General features: G+C 61.3%; 14 protein-coding genes, 1 tRNA gene and 1 pseudogene. 4 read left to right on the plus strand and 12 right to left on the minus strand.

The genetic code is table 11. The features are described from left to right. Positions 1-1,335 precede the first annotated feature (1,335 nt). From C481_RS12435 to C481_RS12465, 7 genes are all read right to left on the minus strand, one after another. Positions 1,336-2,112, minus strand: coding sequence for a DUF7289 family protein (locus C481_RS12435; RefSeq protein ID WP_006109573.1), 777 nt, complete (start codon positions 2,110-2,112; stop codon positions 1,336-1,338). Further along, the gene (locus C481_RS12440; RefSeq protein ID WP_006109574.1) at positions 2,112-2,609 is read right to left on the minus strand and encodes a DUF7266 family protein; all 498 of its coding nucleotides are present in this window, start codon (positions 2,607-2,609) and stop codon (positions 2,112-2,114) included. The genes C481_RS12435 and C481_RS12440 overlap by 1 nt, the downstream gene beginning before the upstream one ends. Further along, complete coding sequence (locus C481_RS12445; protein WP_006109575.1) at positions 2,606-3,409, minus strand: hypothetical protein; 804 nt, start codon at positions 3,407-3,409, stop codon at positions 2,606-2,608. The genes C481_RS12440 and C481_RS12445 overlap by 4 nt, the downstream gene beginning before the upstream one ends. Before the next feature lie 68 nt (positions 3,410-3,477). Beyond that, positions 3,478-4,137 carry a DUF7288 family protein gene (locus tag C481_RS12450; RefSeq protein ID WP_006109576.1) on the minus strand — a complete coding sequence of 220 codons (660 nt, stop codon included), beginning with the start codon at positions 4,135-4,137 and terminating at the stop codon, positions 3,478-3,480. Between the two features lie 4 nt (positions 4,138-4,141). Next, on the minus strand, positions 4,142-4,738 hold the full coding sequence (locus C481_RS12455; protein ID WP_006109577.1) for a DUF7287 family protein: 597 nt from the start codon (positions 4,736-4,738) through the stop codon (positions 4,142-4,144). Position 4,739: 1 nt separating this feature from the next. Next, positions 4,740-6,794, minus strand: coding sequence for a type II secretion system F family protein (locus tag C481_RS12460; RefSeq protein ID WP_006109578.1), 2,055 nt, complete (start codon positions 6,792-6,794; stop codon positions 4,740-4,742). After that, entirely contained in the window at positions 6,791-10,987 is a 4,197-nt protein-coding gene (locus tag C481_RS12465; RefSeq protein WP_049904627.1) for an ATPase, T2SS/T4P/T4SS family, read from the minus strand. The genes C481_RS12460 and C481_RS12465 overlap by 4 nt, the downstream gene beginning before the upstream one ends. Positions 10,988-11,218: 231 nt before the next feature. Here C481_RS12465 and C481_RS12470 point away from each other — a divergent pair, with 231 nt between their 5' ends. Continuing rightward, on the plus strand, positions 11,219-11,986 hold the full coding sequence (locus C481_RS12470) for an SDR family NAD(P)-dependent oxidoreductase (RefSeq protein WP_006109580.1): 768 nt from the start codon (positions 11,219-11,221) through the stop codon (positions 11,984-11,986). 281 nt (positions 11,987-12,267) lie between these two features. Here the strand turns inward: C481_RS12470 and C481_RS12475 are convergent. Next, positions 12,268-12,340, minus strand: a tRNA-Arg gene (locus tag C481_RS12475). Positions 12,341-12,353: 13 nt separating this feature from the next. Then, positions 12,354-12,662, minus strand: a complete 309-nt coding sequence (gene tatA, locus C481_RS12480) for a twin-arginine translocase TatA/TatE family subunit (protein ID WP_006109581.1) — start codon at positions 12,660-12,662, stop codon at positions 12,354-12,356. Between the two features lie 328 nt (positions 12,663-12,990). Here tatA and C481_RS12485 point away from each other — a divergent pair, with 328 nt between their 5' ends. Next, complete coding sequence (locus C481_RS12485; protein WP_006109582.1) at positions 12,991-13,470, plus strand: redoxin domain-containing protein; 480 nt, start codon at positions 12,991-12,993, stop codon at positions 13,468-13,470. Between the two features lie 64 nt (positions 13,471-13,534). Further along, on the plus strand, positions 13,535-14,350 hold the full coding sequence (locus tag C481_RS12490) for an HD domain-containing protein (protein ID WP_006109583.1): 816 nt from the start codon (positions 13,535-13,537) through the stop codon (positions 14,348-14,350). 53 nt (positions 14,351-14,403) lie between these two features. Here C481_RS12490 and C481_RS12495 read toward each other — a convergent pair whose 3' ends face one another. Then, positions 14,404-14,628 (minus strand): helix-turn-helix domain-containing protein, encoded by a 225-nt coding sequence (locus C481_RS12495; protein WP_006109584.1) that lies wholly within the window; start codon positions 14,626-14,628, stop codon positions 14,404-14,406. A gap of 152 nt (positions 14,629-14,780) precedes the next feature. Here C481_RS12495 and C481_RS12500 point away from each other — a divergent pair, with 152 nt between their 5' ends. After that, a complete protein-coding gene (locus C481_RS12500) occupies positions 14,781-14,975 on the plus strand; it encodes a XapX domain-containing protein (protein ID WP_006109585.1) in 195 nt (64 codons plus the stop codon). Between the two features lie 34 nt (positions 14,976-15,009). Here C481_RS12500 and C481_RS12505 read toward each other — a convergent pair whose 3' ends face one another. Next, positions 15,010-16,314, minus strand: coding sequence for a 5'-deoxyadenosine deaminase (locus C481_RS12505; RefSeq protein WP_006109586.1), 1,305 nt, complete (start codon positions 16,312-16,314; stop codon positions 15,010-15,012). A gap of 116 nt (positions 16,315-16,430) precedes the next feature. Further along, positions 16,431-18,237: pseudogene (locus C481_RS12510) on the minus strand (FAD-binding protein). Position 18,238: the final 1 nt, after the last annotated feature.

Raw genomic sequence — 18,238 nt, forward strand, 5'->3', positions numbered from 1 at the left:
CACCTGAGAGTAGTCGAGCGTTACATGATCCTCCACCGAGTACGCTCTCCCGAGACAGATTCATGACTGGCGCTGCGCTTCAGTCGTTCATCGCTCGATCACAGTCCGTGATCGACTCCTCGCCGCCAGCCGACCGCCCCTCGACACGCGTCTGGCTCGTCGATCCACTCCTCGAAACGCTCGGCTGGAACGTCCACGCAGACTCGTGTACGACCGATACGACTATCGACGGCACGCCACTCGAGTACGTCCTCGAAATCGAAGGCGTCCCCGCCCTCCTCGTCGCCGTCGAACCAGCCACGGCCACACTCGAACGGTCCCGCGCCGTCTCCCTCCTCGAAACGATGACCTGGAGCGGTATCGACCGCGCTCTCTACACGAACGGTCACGAGTTCATCTGGCTTGCCGACAGTACTGGAACTACTGGTACCGGTACCGACACCGACATCGACACCGTCGGTGTCGACCATCTCGTCTGTGACCTCGCCTCGCTCGCCGACCACGCTCCCTCGATCGATCACTTCACCCGATCGACCATCGGCCAGCAACTCGACCCCAGCGCACGCGCTACAGTAGCCCGGCAACTCGCCTTCGAGCGCCGGGCAGTCGTCGACGCCATCGTCACTGAACTCGTTGCGATGACGCGGTCGGAAGGCGACAGAACTGACGAACTCGAGGCGTTGACAGAGCGATTCGTCGAGCAACTCATTGTGGTGTTTGCAGACGACGACAGCCATGTAGCGACAGCTAGCGAGGACCTGTCTCTTATACACATCTCTGATGGCGCGAGGGANGACCGACTCGTCAACGGCAGACGAGGAGACGCCAGGGACGAGGACAGGGGCAGGGACAGCGACGTCGGATGCGCAAAGCTCGTCGGACACCGATAGTGACGCCGATCGTCCGACGGAGACAGCGGAGTCAGAGACCGAAGCGATCGATACTGAAACTGAACTCGACACCGAGACGGAAACCGAAACGACCGACGGTAGCTACGTCGTTCGCTTTTTCAATGACCGCGGTTCGATCGGCGCGATCGGCCATTCGAGTTCACAGCAGGCGCTCGCCCAGACGGCGGAGTACCTCTTCGAACACGGACTGAGTGGTGTCGCCGTGCCGTGGCGGCCGCCGGATGGCGAGCGGACGGTCCTGAACGACGAGCCGATCGTCGCCGATGGGTCTTCGATGGAGTCGCCACAGCAACTCTCGAACGGACTGTATCTCGAAACGGGGGGGACCGCCGACGAGCACGCTGCTCGCGTCGAATCCCTTACGGCACGGGCCGGCTTGCGAGCGATGCTGACGGAAGCGTGGGCGTAGACGCAGTATCTCAGCTCAGTACTCGATCGTCGCTTCAACGACCGTCACGAGCACTTCATCGGCACTGTCACACACGCCGTTATCCCAGCCGTCGCGCTCGAGAACGCCCTCTTCCCAGGCCCGTTCGGCCGTTGACTCCTCGACGTCGATCGAGACGTTCTCCGAAACGTCGATACGATCGACGGTTCGGTCACTGGTAGTCATTGTGAACTGAAGCCCATCGCTGCTCTGGATCGACCGTTCGGTCGCATTGAGCGACACCAGTGAGAGTACTGCGCGATCACGCTCTGGTGCACACATCACCTGCGGCCGTCTTACGACCGCACTGCCGGTCTCGCCCTCTCGAACGACGGCACCGCCATCGTAGGCGATCGTCTCCGAGCCGGCTTCGTATCTGAACTCGCCGAGTGTAACGGTTTCCGTATCAGGATCATAGAACTCGCTATCGTAGCGGTTTTTGATCGGGGTTCCATCGACGGAGATGTTCAGCTTAGTCCCGCCGTTTCCGGTTGTCACCGTCCCCTCCCGTAACGAGAGTTCGCTATCGCGTTCTTCGATCCCACTGTACTGTAGTACGTCGTTGAAGTTCTCCGCGAGGGCGTCAATTGCTCGCTCGGCGTTTCGCAACTGTTCGTTCTCCTGATAGTCTTCCATCGCCTGAAAGCCGGTTACCGAGAGGAGCGCGACGGACGAGAGGATGATTCCAAAGACGAGGATAAACGCGACGACTTCGGAGATCGCGCGCTCGTCGGCGTGGAACGAACGTGGCGGTTTCGGATCGTGCCCTCTCATCAGTTTCCACCGTCGATCGTAAGGGTGCTTCCATCAGTACTGATCTCGATCGTTCCGCCCGGCGCTGAACTCTCGTCGATCTCTACTTCGGTGACGACAACGGGGACGTAAACGACAGTATCGGCTCCGTTCGAAGTGAGTTTGACACAGTCCGTCTCGCCGTCGAGAAGCGGTGCCTCGCAGTTTTCGGCTACCTCGACGGTGTATCCGGAGTTTGCTACCGTTCGTGGGTGGGGTGCTCTGATCGTCACGGTATCATCGCCAAGCCGGTCGACGCTCTCGATTTCACCGGCAATTCGCTCACCGATCGTCTCTAATGAGTGCTCTGCAGACCGATCCGTCTCCGTATCGAGTAACCCGCCAGCGCTGGTGAGCAAGAGCGCGATTAAAATCGTCGTGATCCCGATCGTTAACACGTGCGTGACGGCGATCGACATCGCTCGGTCGGCATCGCTGCGTTCGAGGGTATGGGTGGTGGAACTGGGATCGGAACTCATGTGCCGCCTCCGTAGACCGGAACATCGTCTGTTTGCTCGAACGAGATCGTGTTCGATTCGTATGTTATCGTGGCCGTTACTGCCCACGCACCGCTGTGTGTTCTCAACCTGTTGTCATCCAGGCTACGGTCCCCTTTCGCGACGAGTTCGTACGTCCCATCGACGTTCGAGCCGACGGTGACGGTCACGTCGTCGTATTCCGTGTCGGGATCGAATACCTGCGGAACGTCCGATCGAGGAGTTCCATTGACCGTGCCAGCGACAAGATCGATTCGTGCAGGAGTCGACCCGACCGTTCCGCTGTCGATTCTCGTCGAGTCGGTCGAGTTGTCGATAACTATCCCATCGCCGTCGAACTCCGCTATCTCGAGGACGAAGTGGCCGACCTGTACGTTGTCATCGTCGCCAGAGATGTTCCCACCGTTGAGATCGTCAACATCTCCAGTTGCACCCGTTGCCTCACTGGCTGGGTCCGATTCGATATCAATATCGGTCATCACAGCGCCCCCACTCGCCGTTACGTTCCGGAAGAGCGATGGATAGCCGTTGATGCGATAGTCATCATCATCGAGATTGGATCGATGCACGATCCCCGACACACCCGTCTCGAGTTCGTGTTGGGTCACCTCGACATCGGAAGCACCCTGGCTGGTTGAACTCGAGGAAATGGTTTCGGTGTAGAGAACGCCGTTGAAGACGACGACGATGCCGAGAATGATGAACGCGAGTGCGATAGCGCCGATGAGGATAATCTGGCCGCGATCGCGGCGCTGCTGATGGTCATCGGGAGATCCTTGCACGGGTTGAACACGGTTACGAGTCCGTTTCCGATTCCGGGACCGATTCCGGGATTCGGCAGGCTGATCCGCTACCATACGACCAGTCGCACCTCCACGACGTTGTAGACCGAATTACCGATACCTTCTGCGGGAGGAATCACGGGATCCTCGTTCTCCGGATCCGATGCAAACTCCTCGAGTGTTTGATTATTATCTGGCGTAACGTACTGGTCATCATACAAAGTCACAGTGTAACTCGCTGTAATCGCGTCTGCCGACGGACTCCCCTGATAGACCGCCGTCTTGTGTTCGGTTTCGATCTCAGTTCCGTCCGTGTAGTGGAACTCGAGGTTGTAATTCCATCCCTGGGTTGCGAACCGTTGGTTCAGAATCTGACCCAGGGCGGAAGCGTTCTCCAGATCGTTCTGCGTGAACGTCTCGTAGTCCTCACCGGGTGCAACGGACCCGTTCGTACCTGCAAAGCCGCCGTCTTCGTCCCAATGGCGGAGCAACGCTGATAAATTCTCATCGTGGTCGGCGACGACGAGGGCGTCCTGGGCTTCCTGTTGGACCTGCGACTGAACCGATCGCTCGGCCAGTCCGCCGGATGAGGACGTGATGACCACCGACTGGAGCGCAAAGAGGACGGCCAAGAGCACGACCATCGCGCCGATGAATCCCTCGAGCGTATAGGCCTGACCGCGATCAGTGTGAGCTGCGTTCGTGGTTGGTGACTGTCGGTTCCTCATACGGTCACCACGTCCTCACGACGAGTCTGCAGGCTGGCTCACAGTCGCCGTCGTCGAGGGCCCCCTCTTCATCGGCCACTGTAACGATTCTCGCGGTACTCGCTGCTGACTGATTGTTGTACGTCTCTCCGGCGGCCAGCGCCGTCGAGTTCACGTGCTGCTCGTCAGGTGGTCCATCGGTAAGCGTCTCAACGCTCACGTTTACCCGATCGAAAGCCACCGTGTCACCCCCGTTCTCACTCGCACGCAATCCGAGTTCAGTGCGCAACTCCGCGGCCGAGTGTCCCGCATAGCGGTCTTCGAACTCGCTGGCGTTGATCTCGTTTGGCCGATCGCCATCGGAGAGGTTCGTGACGACCCGATCTGCGATCCGATCGGCCTGTGCGATCTCCGCACCGCCGGCCGACGAATCGAACGGCGTGATCAACGAGGGGAGAAACGAGAACACGAACGCCATCGCCAGGATGAAGATCCCGATTCCGACCACGAAGTCCTGCGTGGTCTGTCCACGCTGTCTGCGAGTCGGGGACCGGCGTTCGGTTCCGGTTCCGGTTCCGGTTCCAGTCTCGATCGAACTCGTCTCTGTCCGTTTCCCGTACATGTCAGGCCACCATCGTCCAGCCGAAAAGGGCGATCGTTGCCAGGATGATCGCGTATTTGAGCCCGCTCAGTACGTCTGCATCACGGATATAGCCACAGATGAATCCGGAGATGATCCCCTGTAGCGTCACCGCGTGGAAGAACAGTGCCGACAACATATCGATCTGGATATTGTTACTCAGGTCGGCCTGTGCGAGTTCGCTGTTGGCCTCGCCGGCACCACCGCTGTTGGTTTCGAGACCGGCCATCGTATCGATGAACTGCGTCTTGAGGATCGCAATGACGGCGAGGACGGTCAGGAACGTCATGACGATGATGACGACCTGCATCCGGGTGCGGGACTTTCGCTCGCGTTCGATGTCGTCATGGTTTTCGCTCGCGCTTGCGGCCGTCCGGAGCACGTCCGTAATCTGGTTCGAAGCCTCCTGTGCCTCCGTAATGAGGCGGGTCGTCCGGGCGAGTCGCGGAATGTGGTACTTGTTGTTGAACTCGATGAGCGCCGACTTCAGACTCGTCCCGTAGTTGACCTTCGTGTGCATGAGTTCGAACTCGCGGGCGAGTTTGCCACTCGTCGTGTCGGCGACGGACTTGAACGATTCGAGGAGTGTGAGTCCAGTGTCGTTCGCACTCGAGAGTTTCCGCAGGTCTTCCGAGAGCGTGTTGACGACGGTATTTCGGTGGCGGACGTTCCACTCGCGGAAGATCGAGAGCGGGATCGCAACGATATAGAACGGAATGTAGACGTAGATAACGGTTCCCCAGATGACGTTATCGAGCAGGGAACTCCACGAGAGTGGTGCGGAACCGGTCATCATCGCCGTCGTCACGACGACGAGCGCCAGTGGGATAGAAAGCGCGACCGTGTACAGCGGGTTGTCCCTGAAGAAGATGTGCGGTCGCTTTACGACCTCGATCGTCTCGTGGGTCCCCTCGCGGTTCTTGATCCGGTCGAAGACGCTGTGCTCGCCGGTAAACTGCTCGACGAGGCCGAGGTTGAGCAGTCCCTGTTCCGCCTTGCTCTCGACGTATCTGTTGCCGGTCGTATTCGAGAGATAGCCGTCGCCGGGCTCGTCGTGTTTGACCGTCGAGACCAGTATGAGGAATCCGACCCCGGTGAGCGGAATCAGGCCGTAGACGGTCATGTATAGCATGTTGTTGGTGACGTCCGCCTGTGGGATCATCTGCATCACGACCATGATGATGATGAGCAAGAGCGGAAACAGCGACAGCGTCATGTACATCTCCCCGAAGAGTTCGAGCGTCTCGAGGGTGAGTTCCTGTTCCTGCTTGGCCGTGCGCATGTGTTTTTCTTTCTTGTCTTCGAGGAAACTCTCCATGTCACCGCCGCTGTTGACGATCGAGAGCATATCCGTCAGGAACTGCGAGAGTTCATCGCTCGGCGTTTCGATCGCCTGAGTGCGGATCGCGGTCCGGTAGTCGACGTCGAAGTACTCGGTTTCCTTGACGATGCTCTGGAACTCCCTTGCGACCTCGCCGTAGGTGTCGTCGGCCTGGGCCATCGCGTCGATGATCTCGAGTTGGTTTAGCCCACCGACCGACAGCGCGTACATGAACGAGACGGAGTCGGTCAGCAACATGTTGATCTCGCGCTTGCGTGCCGACGCGCGCGAGTACGGAATCGCAGTGAGCGAGCCAAAGCCGAGTGCAAAGCCGATCGTCCCGAATATGATTCCGGTGATGAAGACGAGCGCCGGCACTCGAAGCGCCTCGATAATCGCGAGTAGCGTATCGTTCCCGACGGGGAACCCGATGATGGTGTCGACGGCGATCAGCCCGGTGGCAAAGAGCGTGTATCCGAGCGTGAGGCCAATCAGCCACAGCGCGAGACCGCTGATGAATCCGATGCCGAGCGCACGAGAGAGATAGAGTTCAACCGTGTCGGTCATCCGGGCCTGGGCGAGTTTCGTCTCGACGTCGGCGACGAACTCGCTGTCCTCGCCGAAGAGACGGCTATACAGTGGATAGAACGTTTCACCGAGGATATCGGATCCACCGGCGACACTTCCGGAGTCGCCCGTGTCGGTTTGCAGGCTCATTCGTCGCCCGCCTCGTCTTCGTCGGTTTGGCTGGCGGGTTCAGTCGGAGTCTCGTCGTCCGTACCGGCACTCGTCTCGTCCTCGGTTGCGAAAATACTCGAGTCGGGTTCGTTCGTTCGTTCTGTATCAAACATCGACCCGTCGCCGGAATCGGCGCGACTCCCGTCCTCGTCGTCGCTAAAGACCGACTCCGATTGTTCGCCGAAGATGGAGTTCGATGTGTCGCTGGTTTCGTCCTCGTTCGGATCAGCAGTTCGGTCACTCGTCTCCACGGCCCTACCCCGATCACTGTCCGTCTCTGTATCGGTTCCTGTGTCCGTGTCCGCACTCGTACCCGTATCAGCGGATGATTCGATCGTCGCCTCGTCGAACGTCACTACGTCGCCTGTGTCACCTGTGTCGTCCGTTTGATCGGCCCCCGTTCCGTTAGCAGGGGTCGAAGACGGCGATGACGGATCCGGACCGAGGTCGGACTCAGAGTCCTCCGTCGTCTCGTGTTCGTATTCGTGCTCGTCTGACCGGTCCTGATCTGACGCCGATTCGGGCGGCCCCGTCGAAACCTCCGTCGTCGGTCCGGGCCCTCGCTCTTCGACCGGTGTTCCAGAGCCGAGTTCGATCGACGGAACGGCGCTTTCGGGAATCGTCGGCTGTCCCGATTCCGTCGTCTCGTCGTCGGTAGTCGAGTCAGCGGCTGTTCGGTCGGCCTCCGCAGACGTCGAACCCGACTGCGCATTCGGCTCCGTTACCGACTCGCCAGTAGTCCGGCGGTCGCCCTCGGCACCCTCCGGGTCAGCTGATCCGCTCGACGCAGACGGCGTCTCGCTCGGCGACTGTGACGGTGCCTCGTTAGTTTCACCACCCACAGTGTCGTCCATCGACTCCGGCTTCGGATCTGGATCCGGATCCGGATCGAACACGTCATCGAACTCGTCGCCGGCGAACACCTCATCCGAGGCGGTTGTATCGACGGTTTGGTCCGCTGACTCCCCACCCGCAGTAGCCGATTCGAGTTCATCGAGCGTTTCGCCCATGTCGTCGAAGAGCCCGCCCAGATCACCGTCAGCATCGTCGGATGGGAAGACGGTAACGTCGCTCGTCTCTCCAGAACCGGACGCTGTTGCTCCGGCAGTCCCATCGCTCCAGGCTGGCGCTTCGCCCGCGGCAAACTCGTCTGCCGTCTCCAGGCTGTCTCTCTCGGCGGACGCCGAGTTCGGAGACGCGGGGTCAGTCGTCGTGTCGGTTCCGGTGGCGGTCTCGGTTCCGGGGCTAACACCGGAGTCGGCTGCTCCGGTATCCGAACCAGTACCGTCACCGACACCCGCACCGGCACCGACACCACCGCCAGCGGTCGTCTCAGCAGTCGTCGCCTCGATACCAAACCCGCTGCTGTCCGTCTCTGCGAACCAGTCCGGCTCGTCGTCGTCCTCACCGACCGGCACCGTGGCCGCCGCCTCCGCAAGGTCGGTCGCCCCATCGCCGAACGTCCACTCCTCCGCGATGCCGTCCTCGATACCGCTCTCGAAGTCGAACTCGTCGTCCGTTCCGTCGACTTCGATCGGGTCGTCGTCGGCGACTTCTCCCAGTGCGCTCGCGAGACCGCTCGGCACCTTCCCGCGATAGTCTTCGAACAGCGACTCCTCGGCTCGTTCGAGGAGGTCCATCGAGAGATTGTACGTTTCGGAGGTCGAATCCGGGCGCGGAACGAGTTCTTCTTTCTCCTGATCGACGTCGATCAGAACGCTTTCCATCTCCCGGAGGTCGTCGAGGCTCTCCTCGAGTTGGCCGTTCGCGATAAGGGTGAGGATCGTGTCGGGATCGTTGATGAACGCCTGGACCGTCGCGGCGACCTCGGCGTAGGTGTTGAGGCCGTTCTTAATGAGGTAGGCGAGGATGACCTCGCGTTTGAACAGTTCCTCCTCGAGTTTCTCCGTGCTCCAGCCGCGGTCGAACTGGATCTCCTCTAAGGTGTTCGAGTCCCCCATCTTGAGGAACTCGTCCGTTTCGGCCTGCCACTGATAGACGTCCTGAACGTTGATCTCGTCGTGTTCGGCCTCGTAGTGGTTGATCTCCGTGAGCGACTTGTTCCGGCGGACCTTCCGGCCCTGAACCCGGGTCTGGGTCTGGATCGAGACCAGGTCCAGTGCAGTGAACATCGTCTTCGAGACGTTGATCGGGTCCGTCGTGAATCGCTTGAGCACCTCGTCGACGGAGTCCGCGTGGAACGTGGTGTAGGTCGTGTGGCCCGTCGACATGACCTGGAACAGCGTCCGCCCCTCCTCACCGCGGATCTCGCCCATCACGATGTAGTCCGGCCGTTGGCGGAGGGCGGCTTCGAGCAGATCGAACTCGTCGACGTCACCCTGCTCGTCGTCGGCGAACGAGGGGCGAGTGACGCTTGCAATCCAGTTGCGCTGTGGCAGTTCGACCTCGCGCGTGTCCTCGATCGAGACGATCTTTGCGCTGCTCGGGATGAAAAGCGAAACCGCGTTCAGCGATGTCGTCTTCCCGGATGCGGTACCGCCGGCGAAGATCAGGCTCTTGTGGTTCTCGATGGCGAGCCAGAGGAACGCCATCTCGTCCAAGCTGAAGGTGTTCCAGTTGATGAGGTCGATCGGGGTAAACGGCACGTCCTTGAACTGACGGATCGTGTAGTTCGTCCCGTGGTCGGACACCTCCTGTCCGAGCGTCAGTTGCGCGCGCGAACCGTCCGGCAGCGTCGCGTCGACCTGCGGCAGTCGCTTGCTGATCCCCTTGCCCGACCGCTGGGCGAGTTTGACGACGAAGTCGTCGAGTTCATCTTTGCCGTGGTAGATGTTCGAGATGATCTGTTCGTACTCGGAGTGATAGACGAAGACGGGCGAGTTGTAGCCGTCGACGGAGATGTCCTCGACGTTGATGTCGTGTTTGATGCCGTCGATGCGCTCGTAGCCGATGAAGTTCCGTTTGAGGAAGTACAGGAGCTTCTCGACCTGGTACTCGTTTAGCGTGTCCGGGTCCTCCGCGAGGAGGATCGGTTCCGGGCGGACCTCGATACCCTCGAGTTGGTTCTGAGAGAGGACCACGTCGTCCGCCGTCTCCGCATCTTCGTCCGCGTCGGCATCTCCATCGTCACCATCGTCTAGCAGCGTCTGGACGGTCTCCAGAAGCCCCGCTTTCTTGCTCCCCGACTGCTTCTCGAAGAGGTCGTAGCGCTTCAACAACTGTCGCGTCTCGTCTTCGATGACGACCCGGCGGCCGTCCTCGTTTGCCTTCTCCTTGACGCCGTCGTCGGAGTACTTGATCGCCTTCCTGAGCTTGCCCGAGAGGAACTCCTGAAGTTCCACCTCGATCTCGTTCAGGTACGGCTCGACCATGTAGTACTTCTTCTCGTTTTCCTTCTCGGAGTGGAAGACGACGACGTAGGCGTACGGTTTGTTCACCCAGTAGCGCTCGACCTCTCGAAAGTGCGTCTTCTTCTCGAACGGCACCGTCTTCTCGAGGTCGTAGCGATTGCTGACCGTCGTATTACCGGCTGCGGTCGAGAAGAACTCGTCCTCGTCGATGTCCTCCTGGATGTTGACGGTCCGTTCCTCGACGACGTCGTCGAGTTCCATCGCGATATCGTCGGCGATCGAGAACCGATCCTCGAGCGTGTCGGGATCGAAGCCGAGTGCTTCTTCTTTGTCGTGGCGAACGATGTCGCCCTCGTCATCGCGGGGCCGGTTTCCATCCTCGTCGTAGTAGTACTCCCACTTGTAGTGCTCCCAGGTCCAGACGTCCTTGACGACCGGCGTCGTCTCCGGGTCGACGTACTCCAGGAACGGCGTCTCGAGAGCGTCGGCGTTCGATCCGGCGATCGGCAATACCCGGTCGACTAACTCCTCGGGCTGGTAGCCGAGATACGGCTCCGGATCGAACGAAACGCGGTCCCAGTCTCCGCCCGAGGGAACCGCCGGCTCCGGTTCCTCGTCAGTGTCGAGACCGAGTTGATCCGTCGGCTCGTCGGTGTCTCGCACAGCCGAATAGAGCGTCGAAACCTCGTCCCCGTACCCATACTCCTCCATAAAATCCGCCCACGTATACTCGCCGACACGAACGCCGGATCCCGAACCGGCATCCGACTCGTCGGAGTCCACGTCCCCCGACCCAGATGCAGGCGCCCCAGCCGCAGACGCCTGTTTTGCATCCGGTTGGTCGGCTTCGTCAATAGCCATTGCACCTACCCTCTCAGTCACCCTTCAAAAAATTCATCCGCTCATTACCATATCTGATAACTTGGGGGGTCAAGGAATCAACATGTACTGCGATACGGGTGTCTCTTTTCGGAACTCGTGAGTATGTCTTTCTCGCACAATTGTTAGATAGTATATGTTTTCGGGGTCGACTGCTCACCTCGGACCCGAAGTCAGTTTGATATACGCCCCGCACAGGACTACAAACACCCCATGACAACCCCGTTCGACCTCGACGACACCGTCGCACTGGTTACCGGTGGGAGCCGCGGCATCGGCCGCGCCATCGCACTCGAACTCGCAACCGCCGGCGCCGCCGTCGTCCCCGCCGCTCGCTCGACAACTGAACTCGAAGCAGTCGCTCAGGAGATCGCCGCCGATGGCGGCGACGCCCTTCCCGTCACCGCAGACGTTACCGACCCGAACGCCGTTGCGGACGCCGTCGACCGAGCCGAAGCCGAGTTCGGCAGCGTCGACGTCGTCGTCAACAACGCCGGCTTCAACCCCGACGACGCACTCGGCCGACCCGAAGGCGTCTCGACCGCGGATTTCGAGCGGACCCTCGGCGTCAACCTCACTGGTGCCTACGAGGTAACAACCGCCGCAGCCCGGTCCCTCCACGAAAACGACGGCGGCGCAGTCGTCAACGTCGCCAGCGTCGGCGGACTCGTCGGCCTCCCGCGCCAGCATCCCTACGTCGCCTCCAAACACGGCCTGGTCGGACTCACGAAGAGCCTCGCACTCGACTGGGCCCCCGACGTCCGCGTCAACGCCGTCGCCCCCGGCTACGTCTCGACCGACCTGACCACCGAACTCGAGTCGAACGACCGCCTCCGCCAATCGATCCTCGACCGAACCCCGCTCGATCGCTTCGCCGATCCGGAAGAGATCGCCGGCCCCGTCGTCTTCCTCGCGAGTTCAGCGGCGAGTTACGTCACGGGGTCGTGTCTGGCGGTCGATGGCGGGTGGACTGCGCGGTGAAGGACCGTTGCGTCGGCGTGAACAGTTGGAGTGAACTCGGTTGGTCGGCTCGGCAGAGACGCCGTGAGAGCCGCTGGGCGAGGTGGTTGGGTTCGTACTTGAGACTGAACTGTCTGTAGAATCGGCGTTTCACTCGCACGGTGTGTAGTCACTGGTAGAGACCGGGCGTGGCGGGATTCGAACCGGAGCAAGACGATCACCTCGCTTCGCTCGGCGCTGCGGCTTGCAGGGTTCAGGAATCCCGCCATGCCGGTTCACTCGTCACTTCGTTCCTCGCTGCACGGGCGTGGCGGGATTCGAACCCACGATCAGAAGGTTAGGAACCTCCTGCCCTCTCCGCTAGGCCACACGCCCCGCAAAAAGACGGTTAGTTGGTCGTGGTGTCTGTGCTGGTTTCCGTCTCCGTCTCGTCGTCTTCAGTGGTGACCGGCTCCGTGTCGACGAAATCGTCGTCCTCGTCGTCGAGGTCGCCCTCGAAGTCACCGTCGCGCATCTCTTCGAGTTCTGTTTCGACCTTCTCACGCCCCTTCTGGAACTCGCCCATAGCCTCGCCGGTCGAGCGTGCTAGTTGCGGGATCTTGTTCGCCCCGAACAGCAGAATGGCGATGAAAAGGATGATCAGTAGTTCTGGGCCCCCTGGAACAGGAGCGAACAGCGGTGCGATTTCGGCTACCATCTCTATGCGTGGCTTACCCGCTGGCAATTATAACCTTTTTGGACCTCCCAGTCCTTCAGGGGCCGCCAACAGGTCACTCTCTGACGAGTTCAGCCGGCGATCACCACCAGTATTCACAACGGGTTCCGTCCAGCGAATCCCGCCGAACAGCCGGTCGGAAGGGGACTACCGGTCAGTAAGCGGTCCCTACAGCCCCGGTTCAGCGCTTCCCCGGCGAGACAGAAATAATCATGCGCACAGTACTCTTTACTGAACTCGCCACAATCCGCCACGCGGGTTCGGTCCGCGAACGAAACTGTCTTTCCTACCTGTACGTAAGGTGGTGACGATGCCAGCAACTGGTGATGCCGCACCCGACTTTACCGCACCGCTCGCAAACGGCGACGTCGACGAGTTCAGTCTCTCGGCTGAACTCGACGAGGAGGCACCGATCGTCCTTGCGTTCTTCCCCGGTGCGTTCACGGGCGTCTGCACCGAAGAAATGTGTACGTTCCAGGACCGGCTCGCTGCTTTCGATGACCTCGACGCGTCGGTCTACGGAGTCAGCCGTGACTCGCCGTTCGCGCTTAACGAGTTCCGCGCGCAGAACGACCTCGAGTTCGGCCTGATCAGCGACTTCAACAAGGAGATCATCGACGAGTACGGGATCGCGATGGACTTCGACGACCTCGGCGTCTACGGCGTCGCCAAGCGCTCGGTGTTCGTGGTCGATGCAGACGGCGAAATTACGTATTCCTGGGTCAGCGACGATCCGGGCGTCGAACCGGAATACGCGGAGGTTGAGGCGGCTGTCGAAGACCTCGCCTAAGCGCGTCGTCGCCAAATCGGCAACCGGCGCAGCGCTTTTTTAGCCTGCAACCGACGTGGACGGTATGAGCGATACTGCTGGTGACGATAATGGAAGCCGTGTCTACGTTCCCGAGAGCGAGCACAATTTCCCCGACGAGAAACTGAATACGGTCCTCGAACGCCTCGAAGAGGACGAAGAGATTCAGACGTATCTCGAGGCCCAGAACGTCAACGCCGTCGACCGGATGCGCTACAACGATCACGGTCGAAAGCACATCGAGATCGTTCGCAATCGCGCGCTCTGTCTGTACGACCTCCTCAAAGCGGGTAACGTCGACTTCAACGGCGCACGCCAGCAAGGACTCGGCGAGGCGGACGAATCGGTGATCATCGCCCTCGCGGCGACGCTGCACGACATCGGCCACGTGGTCCATCGGGACGAACACGTCTACTACTCGATCCCGCTCGCTGCCGACATTCTCGACCGGATCCTCCCCGAGTTCTACGATCTCGCCGAGCAGGTCCGCATGAAAGGGGAGGTTCTGCACGCGATTCTCTGTCATCATACGGCCGAGACGCCGCTGACGACCGAGGCCGGCATCATCCGCGTTGCCGACGCGCTGGATATGGAAAGCGGCCGCTCGCGCATCCCCTACGAACACGGCGGTCGCGGGATCAACACGCTCTCGAGTCAGGCGATCAGTCAAGTTTCGCTCTACGAAGGCGAAACCAGTCCGGTGATGGTCGAAATCGCGATGACCAACGCCGCCGGCGTCTATCAGGTGGACAATCTCCTCAAGGCGAAACTCCGTGACTCGGGGCTGGAGGACAAGATTCGTATCGTCGCGGTCAACACGAACGAGAACCACGATCAGTTGGTCGAGCGGATCGAACTCTAGGCGCTTCCCTGATCGATCGGCGACCGTTTTCCCCCCACTGCCAGTTATAGCCGTCAACAGAGCCGATACTGGCCCTCATCCCGCTCAACGTAGCCGCGCTTGCGAAGCGTCCGGATGATCGAAAGAACGGTCCCCTTGTTAATACTCAATGCCGCACAGAGGTCGTCGGCTGTCGATCCCGGCCAAACGTGCAAGTAGAGATAGACGACTTTCGCCTGCGCCGAATCGAACTCGTCTGGGATCGAGACATCCGCCGTCGGTCGTTCACTGAGTTGCATACTACACCATCCCTTGTTCGACGATATTAAAATTGGGTATCGTTGTTCGTCGAAATGCCTGGGACGAGAACGGGGTATATCGTGTCGACGGGGAAACCGGTGGACCGAACGCGAGCCAGCGTGTTTTTGTCGCTTCCCACGTTCTCCCCGGTATGGACTTCCAACTCGTCGTTCTGGGACTGCTCACCGGCACACTCACCGGCGCGTTCTTCGCGCTAGTCGACGTCCCGATTCCAGCCCCGCCCGAGCTCCCCGGTCTCATGGGCATCGTCGGAATCTATCTCGGCTACAAAGCTGTTACCGCGACCGGCCTCAGCCTCGGCATTCTCGACTCGATCGGTTTCTAACGCTAGTTCACGTCGACTGTCGAACGACTATTCGTCACGCGGTGACATCCATCTCGGCCGCGAACTCGCGGGCGCGACTCCTGATCGCGTCAGCGTCGGCAACGAGCACCTCGCCATCCTGCATGAGGACCTCCCCATCGACCATCGAGAACTGCACGTCGTCTCCGTGAGCGGCGAACGCGAGATGTGAGAGGACGTCGTGAAGCGGCGTCGCGCGAGTAATGTCCGTCTCGAGGCCGACGATGTCCGCCTTCCAGCCCTCGCGGAGTTTCCCGACGCGGTCGAAGCCGGCCGCCTGCGCACCGTTGACGGTTGCCATCTCGAACACCGTCTTGGCCGGCAGCGCCTCGGAATCGAGGTGGTCGACCTTCTGGAGCAAACTGGCCTGTCGCATCTCCGTGAACGGATCGAGCGTGTTGTTACACGGCGGCCCGTCGTTCCCCAGCGCGACGTTGATCCCGCGGTCAAGGTAGTCGAGAACCGGCGCGATCCCGCTCGCGAGTTTCATGTTCGACGACGGGCAGTAGGTGACGTTGGTCCCCGTCTCCGCGAGCACCTCGCGTTCTCCCTCGTCGGTCCAAACGCAGTGAGCGAGCACGACATCCTCCCCGGTCAACCCGACCTCGTCGAGCCAGTGGATGTTTCGCTTGCCGGTTTCGTCCTCGACAGCTTCGATCTCGCCGCGATTCTCGCTCGCGTGCGTGTGGATCATCACCCCCTCGTAGGCGTCCGCGAGTTCTCTCGCGCCGCGGAGACACGCCTCGGTACAGCTCACGGCGAATCGCGGCGTCACGGCGTACCGAATGCGGCCGTCGTCGACGCCGTGATACCGTCGAACGAGCCGTTCGCTCTCTTCGAGTGCCGCGTCGGTCTCTTCGAGCAGGCCGGCCGGTGAATCCTTGTCCATCAACACCTTCCCGAGTCGACCGCGGATGCCGAACTCGCGAGCGGCCTCGAAGGCTTCCTCGGCGTGGGCGACGGAGAGGTGGTCGATGCAGGTCGTCGTCCCGCTCTCGATCAGTTCGAGATACCCCAGTTCGGCGGCGGCGCGCATCCCGTCGGCCGAGAGGGAGGCCTCCATCGGGAGGACGTACTCGGAGAGCCATTCGAGCAGTTCGGTGTCGTCGGCGATACCGCGACCGAGGCTCTGGACGGAGTGAACGTGTCCGCCGACTGTGCCTGGCACGAGCACGTCACAGGCGTGGTGCTCGTGGCCCGGATACTGGTCGCGACACGTCGAACGGTCTCCAACGGCAACGATGATGTCGCCCTCGACGACGACGGCACCGTCCGGAATCACGGTGTCGGCGTCGGCGACGACGGTCCCCGACAGCAACATACCGGCCCAGGATAGCCTGGCGGGTGCCTTAGCTCTGGTGGTTGGTGGGTGTCGAAAACGGGAACACGAGGGAACGAGTTCGAAGAATCGGCCGCGAGCAGAACCGCAGAGAGACGTCAGTAACTGCGCTCTTTCGGCTCGTAGGTCTTATCCTGGCCCTCGAGAATGACCGGGCGATAGAAGATGCCGGGCGCGCCGTCGTCCCAGGAGACGAGCGTGTGTTTGAGCCAGTTCTCGTCGTCGCGGATCTGGTTCTCCTGTCGCCAGTGTGCGCCGCGGAACTCGTTTCGCACGAGTGCGCCGAGTGCAATCGTCTCTGCGACGTCGATCAGGTTGCGCGTCTCGATCGTGTGCTGGAGGTCGGTGTTGAACGTCCGCGATGGATCGTCGACGTAGACGTTCTGGTACTCCTCGCGGCACTCGCGGATGATCTTCAGCGCTTTCTTGATGCCNGGTCATCGCTTTCTGGAGCTTTGCGCGAATCTCGGCGTGTTGAACGCCCTCGTCGCGCTCCATCAGGCGGTCGACGCGCTCGCGCTCGCGTTCGACGGCGCGCTCGAGCGTTCCCGTCTCGGCGGCAACCCCGCCGTCGGCGGCAACATCGTCGGTCGAATCGAGTCCGGCCGCACCGGGTGCAACCGGTAACTCGGTGTCGTCTTCGTCCTCGACGTCGTCGCCGTAGCCGGTCCGAATCTCGGGTTCGCCGAGGTCTTCGCCGGCGGCGTGACGGCCCGCACGCTTGCCGAAGACGATGAGTTCGGGCAACGCGTTGCCACCTAAGCGATTTCCACCGTGGACGGAGACGCAGGCGCACTCGCCGGCCGCGTAGAGGCCGTTGACGCAGGTCTGGCCGTTCTCGTCGACCTCGATACCACCCATCGCGTAGTGCTGGCCGGGCTTGACCGGCATCGGCTCGACGAGGCCGTCGACCCCCTCGAAGTCCTCCGCGAGGTGCAGAATGTTCTCGAGTCGGTCCATGATTCGCTCCTCGCCGAGGTGGCGCATGTCGAGGTGAACGTACTCGTCCTCGATCCCCCGACCCTCGTTGACTTCGGTGAGTTCCGCTCGGGCGACAACGTCGCGGGAGGCGAGTTCACCGGAGTTGTTCGCGTAGCCGTGCTCGAACATGAACCGCTCGCCCTCGTTGTTGTAGAGGATACCGCCTTCGCCGCGGACGCCCTCGGAGATGAGGACGCCGGTCGATGGGAGCGAGGTCGGGTGGAACTGGATGAACTCCATGTCCTCGAGCGGCGCGCCCGCACGATATGCCATCGCGTGGCCGTCGCCGGTGCAGGAGACGGCGTTGGTGGTGTGATCGAAGGCCTGGCCGGGGCCGCCGGTCGCGAGGATGACGCTCTGGTTGGCCTTGAATCCCTCCACGGTACCGGACTGCACGTCGTAGGCGACGACGCCCTCGCACCGGCGGTCGTTGGGATCGTCCTCGTCGGTCGTCGCCAGGTTCATCACGTACCACTCGTCGTAGACCTGGATACCGCGTTTGACGACCTGCTCGTACATCGTGTGCAGCAGGTGGTGACCGGTCTCCGCGCCGGCGTAGGTGGTACGAGGGTACGAGAGGCCGCCGAACGGGCGCTGGGAAACGCGGCCGTCGTCCTCGCGGGAGAAGGGCATCCCCCAGTGTTCGAGCGTGATGGTGTCCTCGGGAGCGTCCTGGGCGAGGGTCTCGACCGCCGGCGCGTCGGCCAGGTAGTCGGAGCCCTTCATCGTGTCGTAGGCGTGGAGTTCCCAGTCGTCGCCCTCCTGAAGTGCGGCGTTGATCCCCCCTTCTGCCGCGCCGGTGTGGCTGCGGACCGGATGGAGTTTCGAGACGATCGCCGTGTCGGCGCCTGCCTCGTTCGCTGCGATCGCGGCTCGGAGGCCGGCGCCGCCAGCGCCGACCACGATGACGTCGTGTTCGTACATA

Origin of the sequence: Natrialba asiatica DSM 12278 (assembly GCF_000337555.1) — an archaeon.
Lineage (GTDB): Archaea > Halobacteriota > Halobacteria > Halobacteriales > Natrialbaceae > Natrialba > Natrialba asiatica.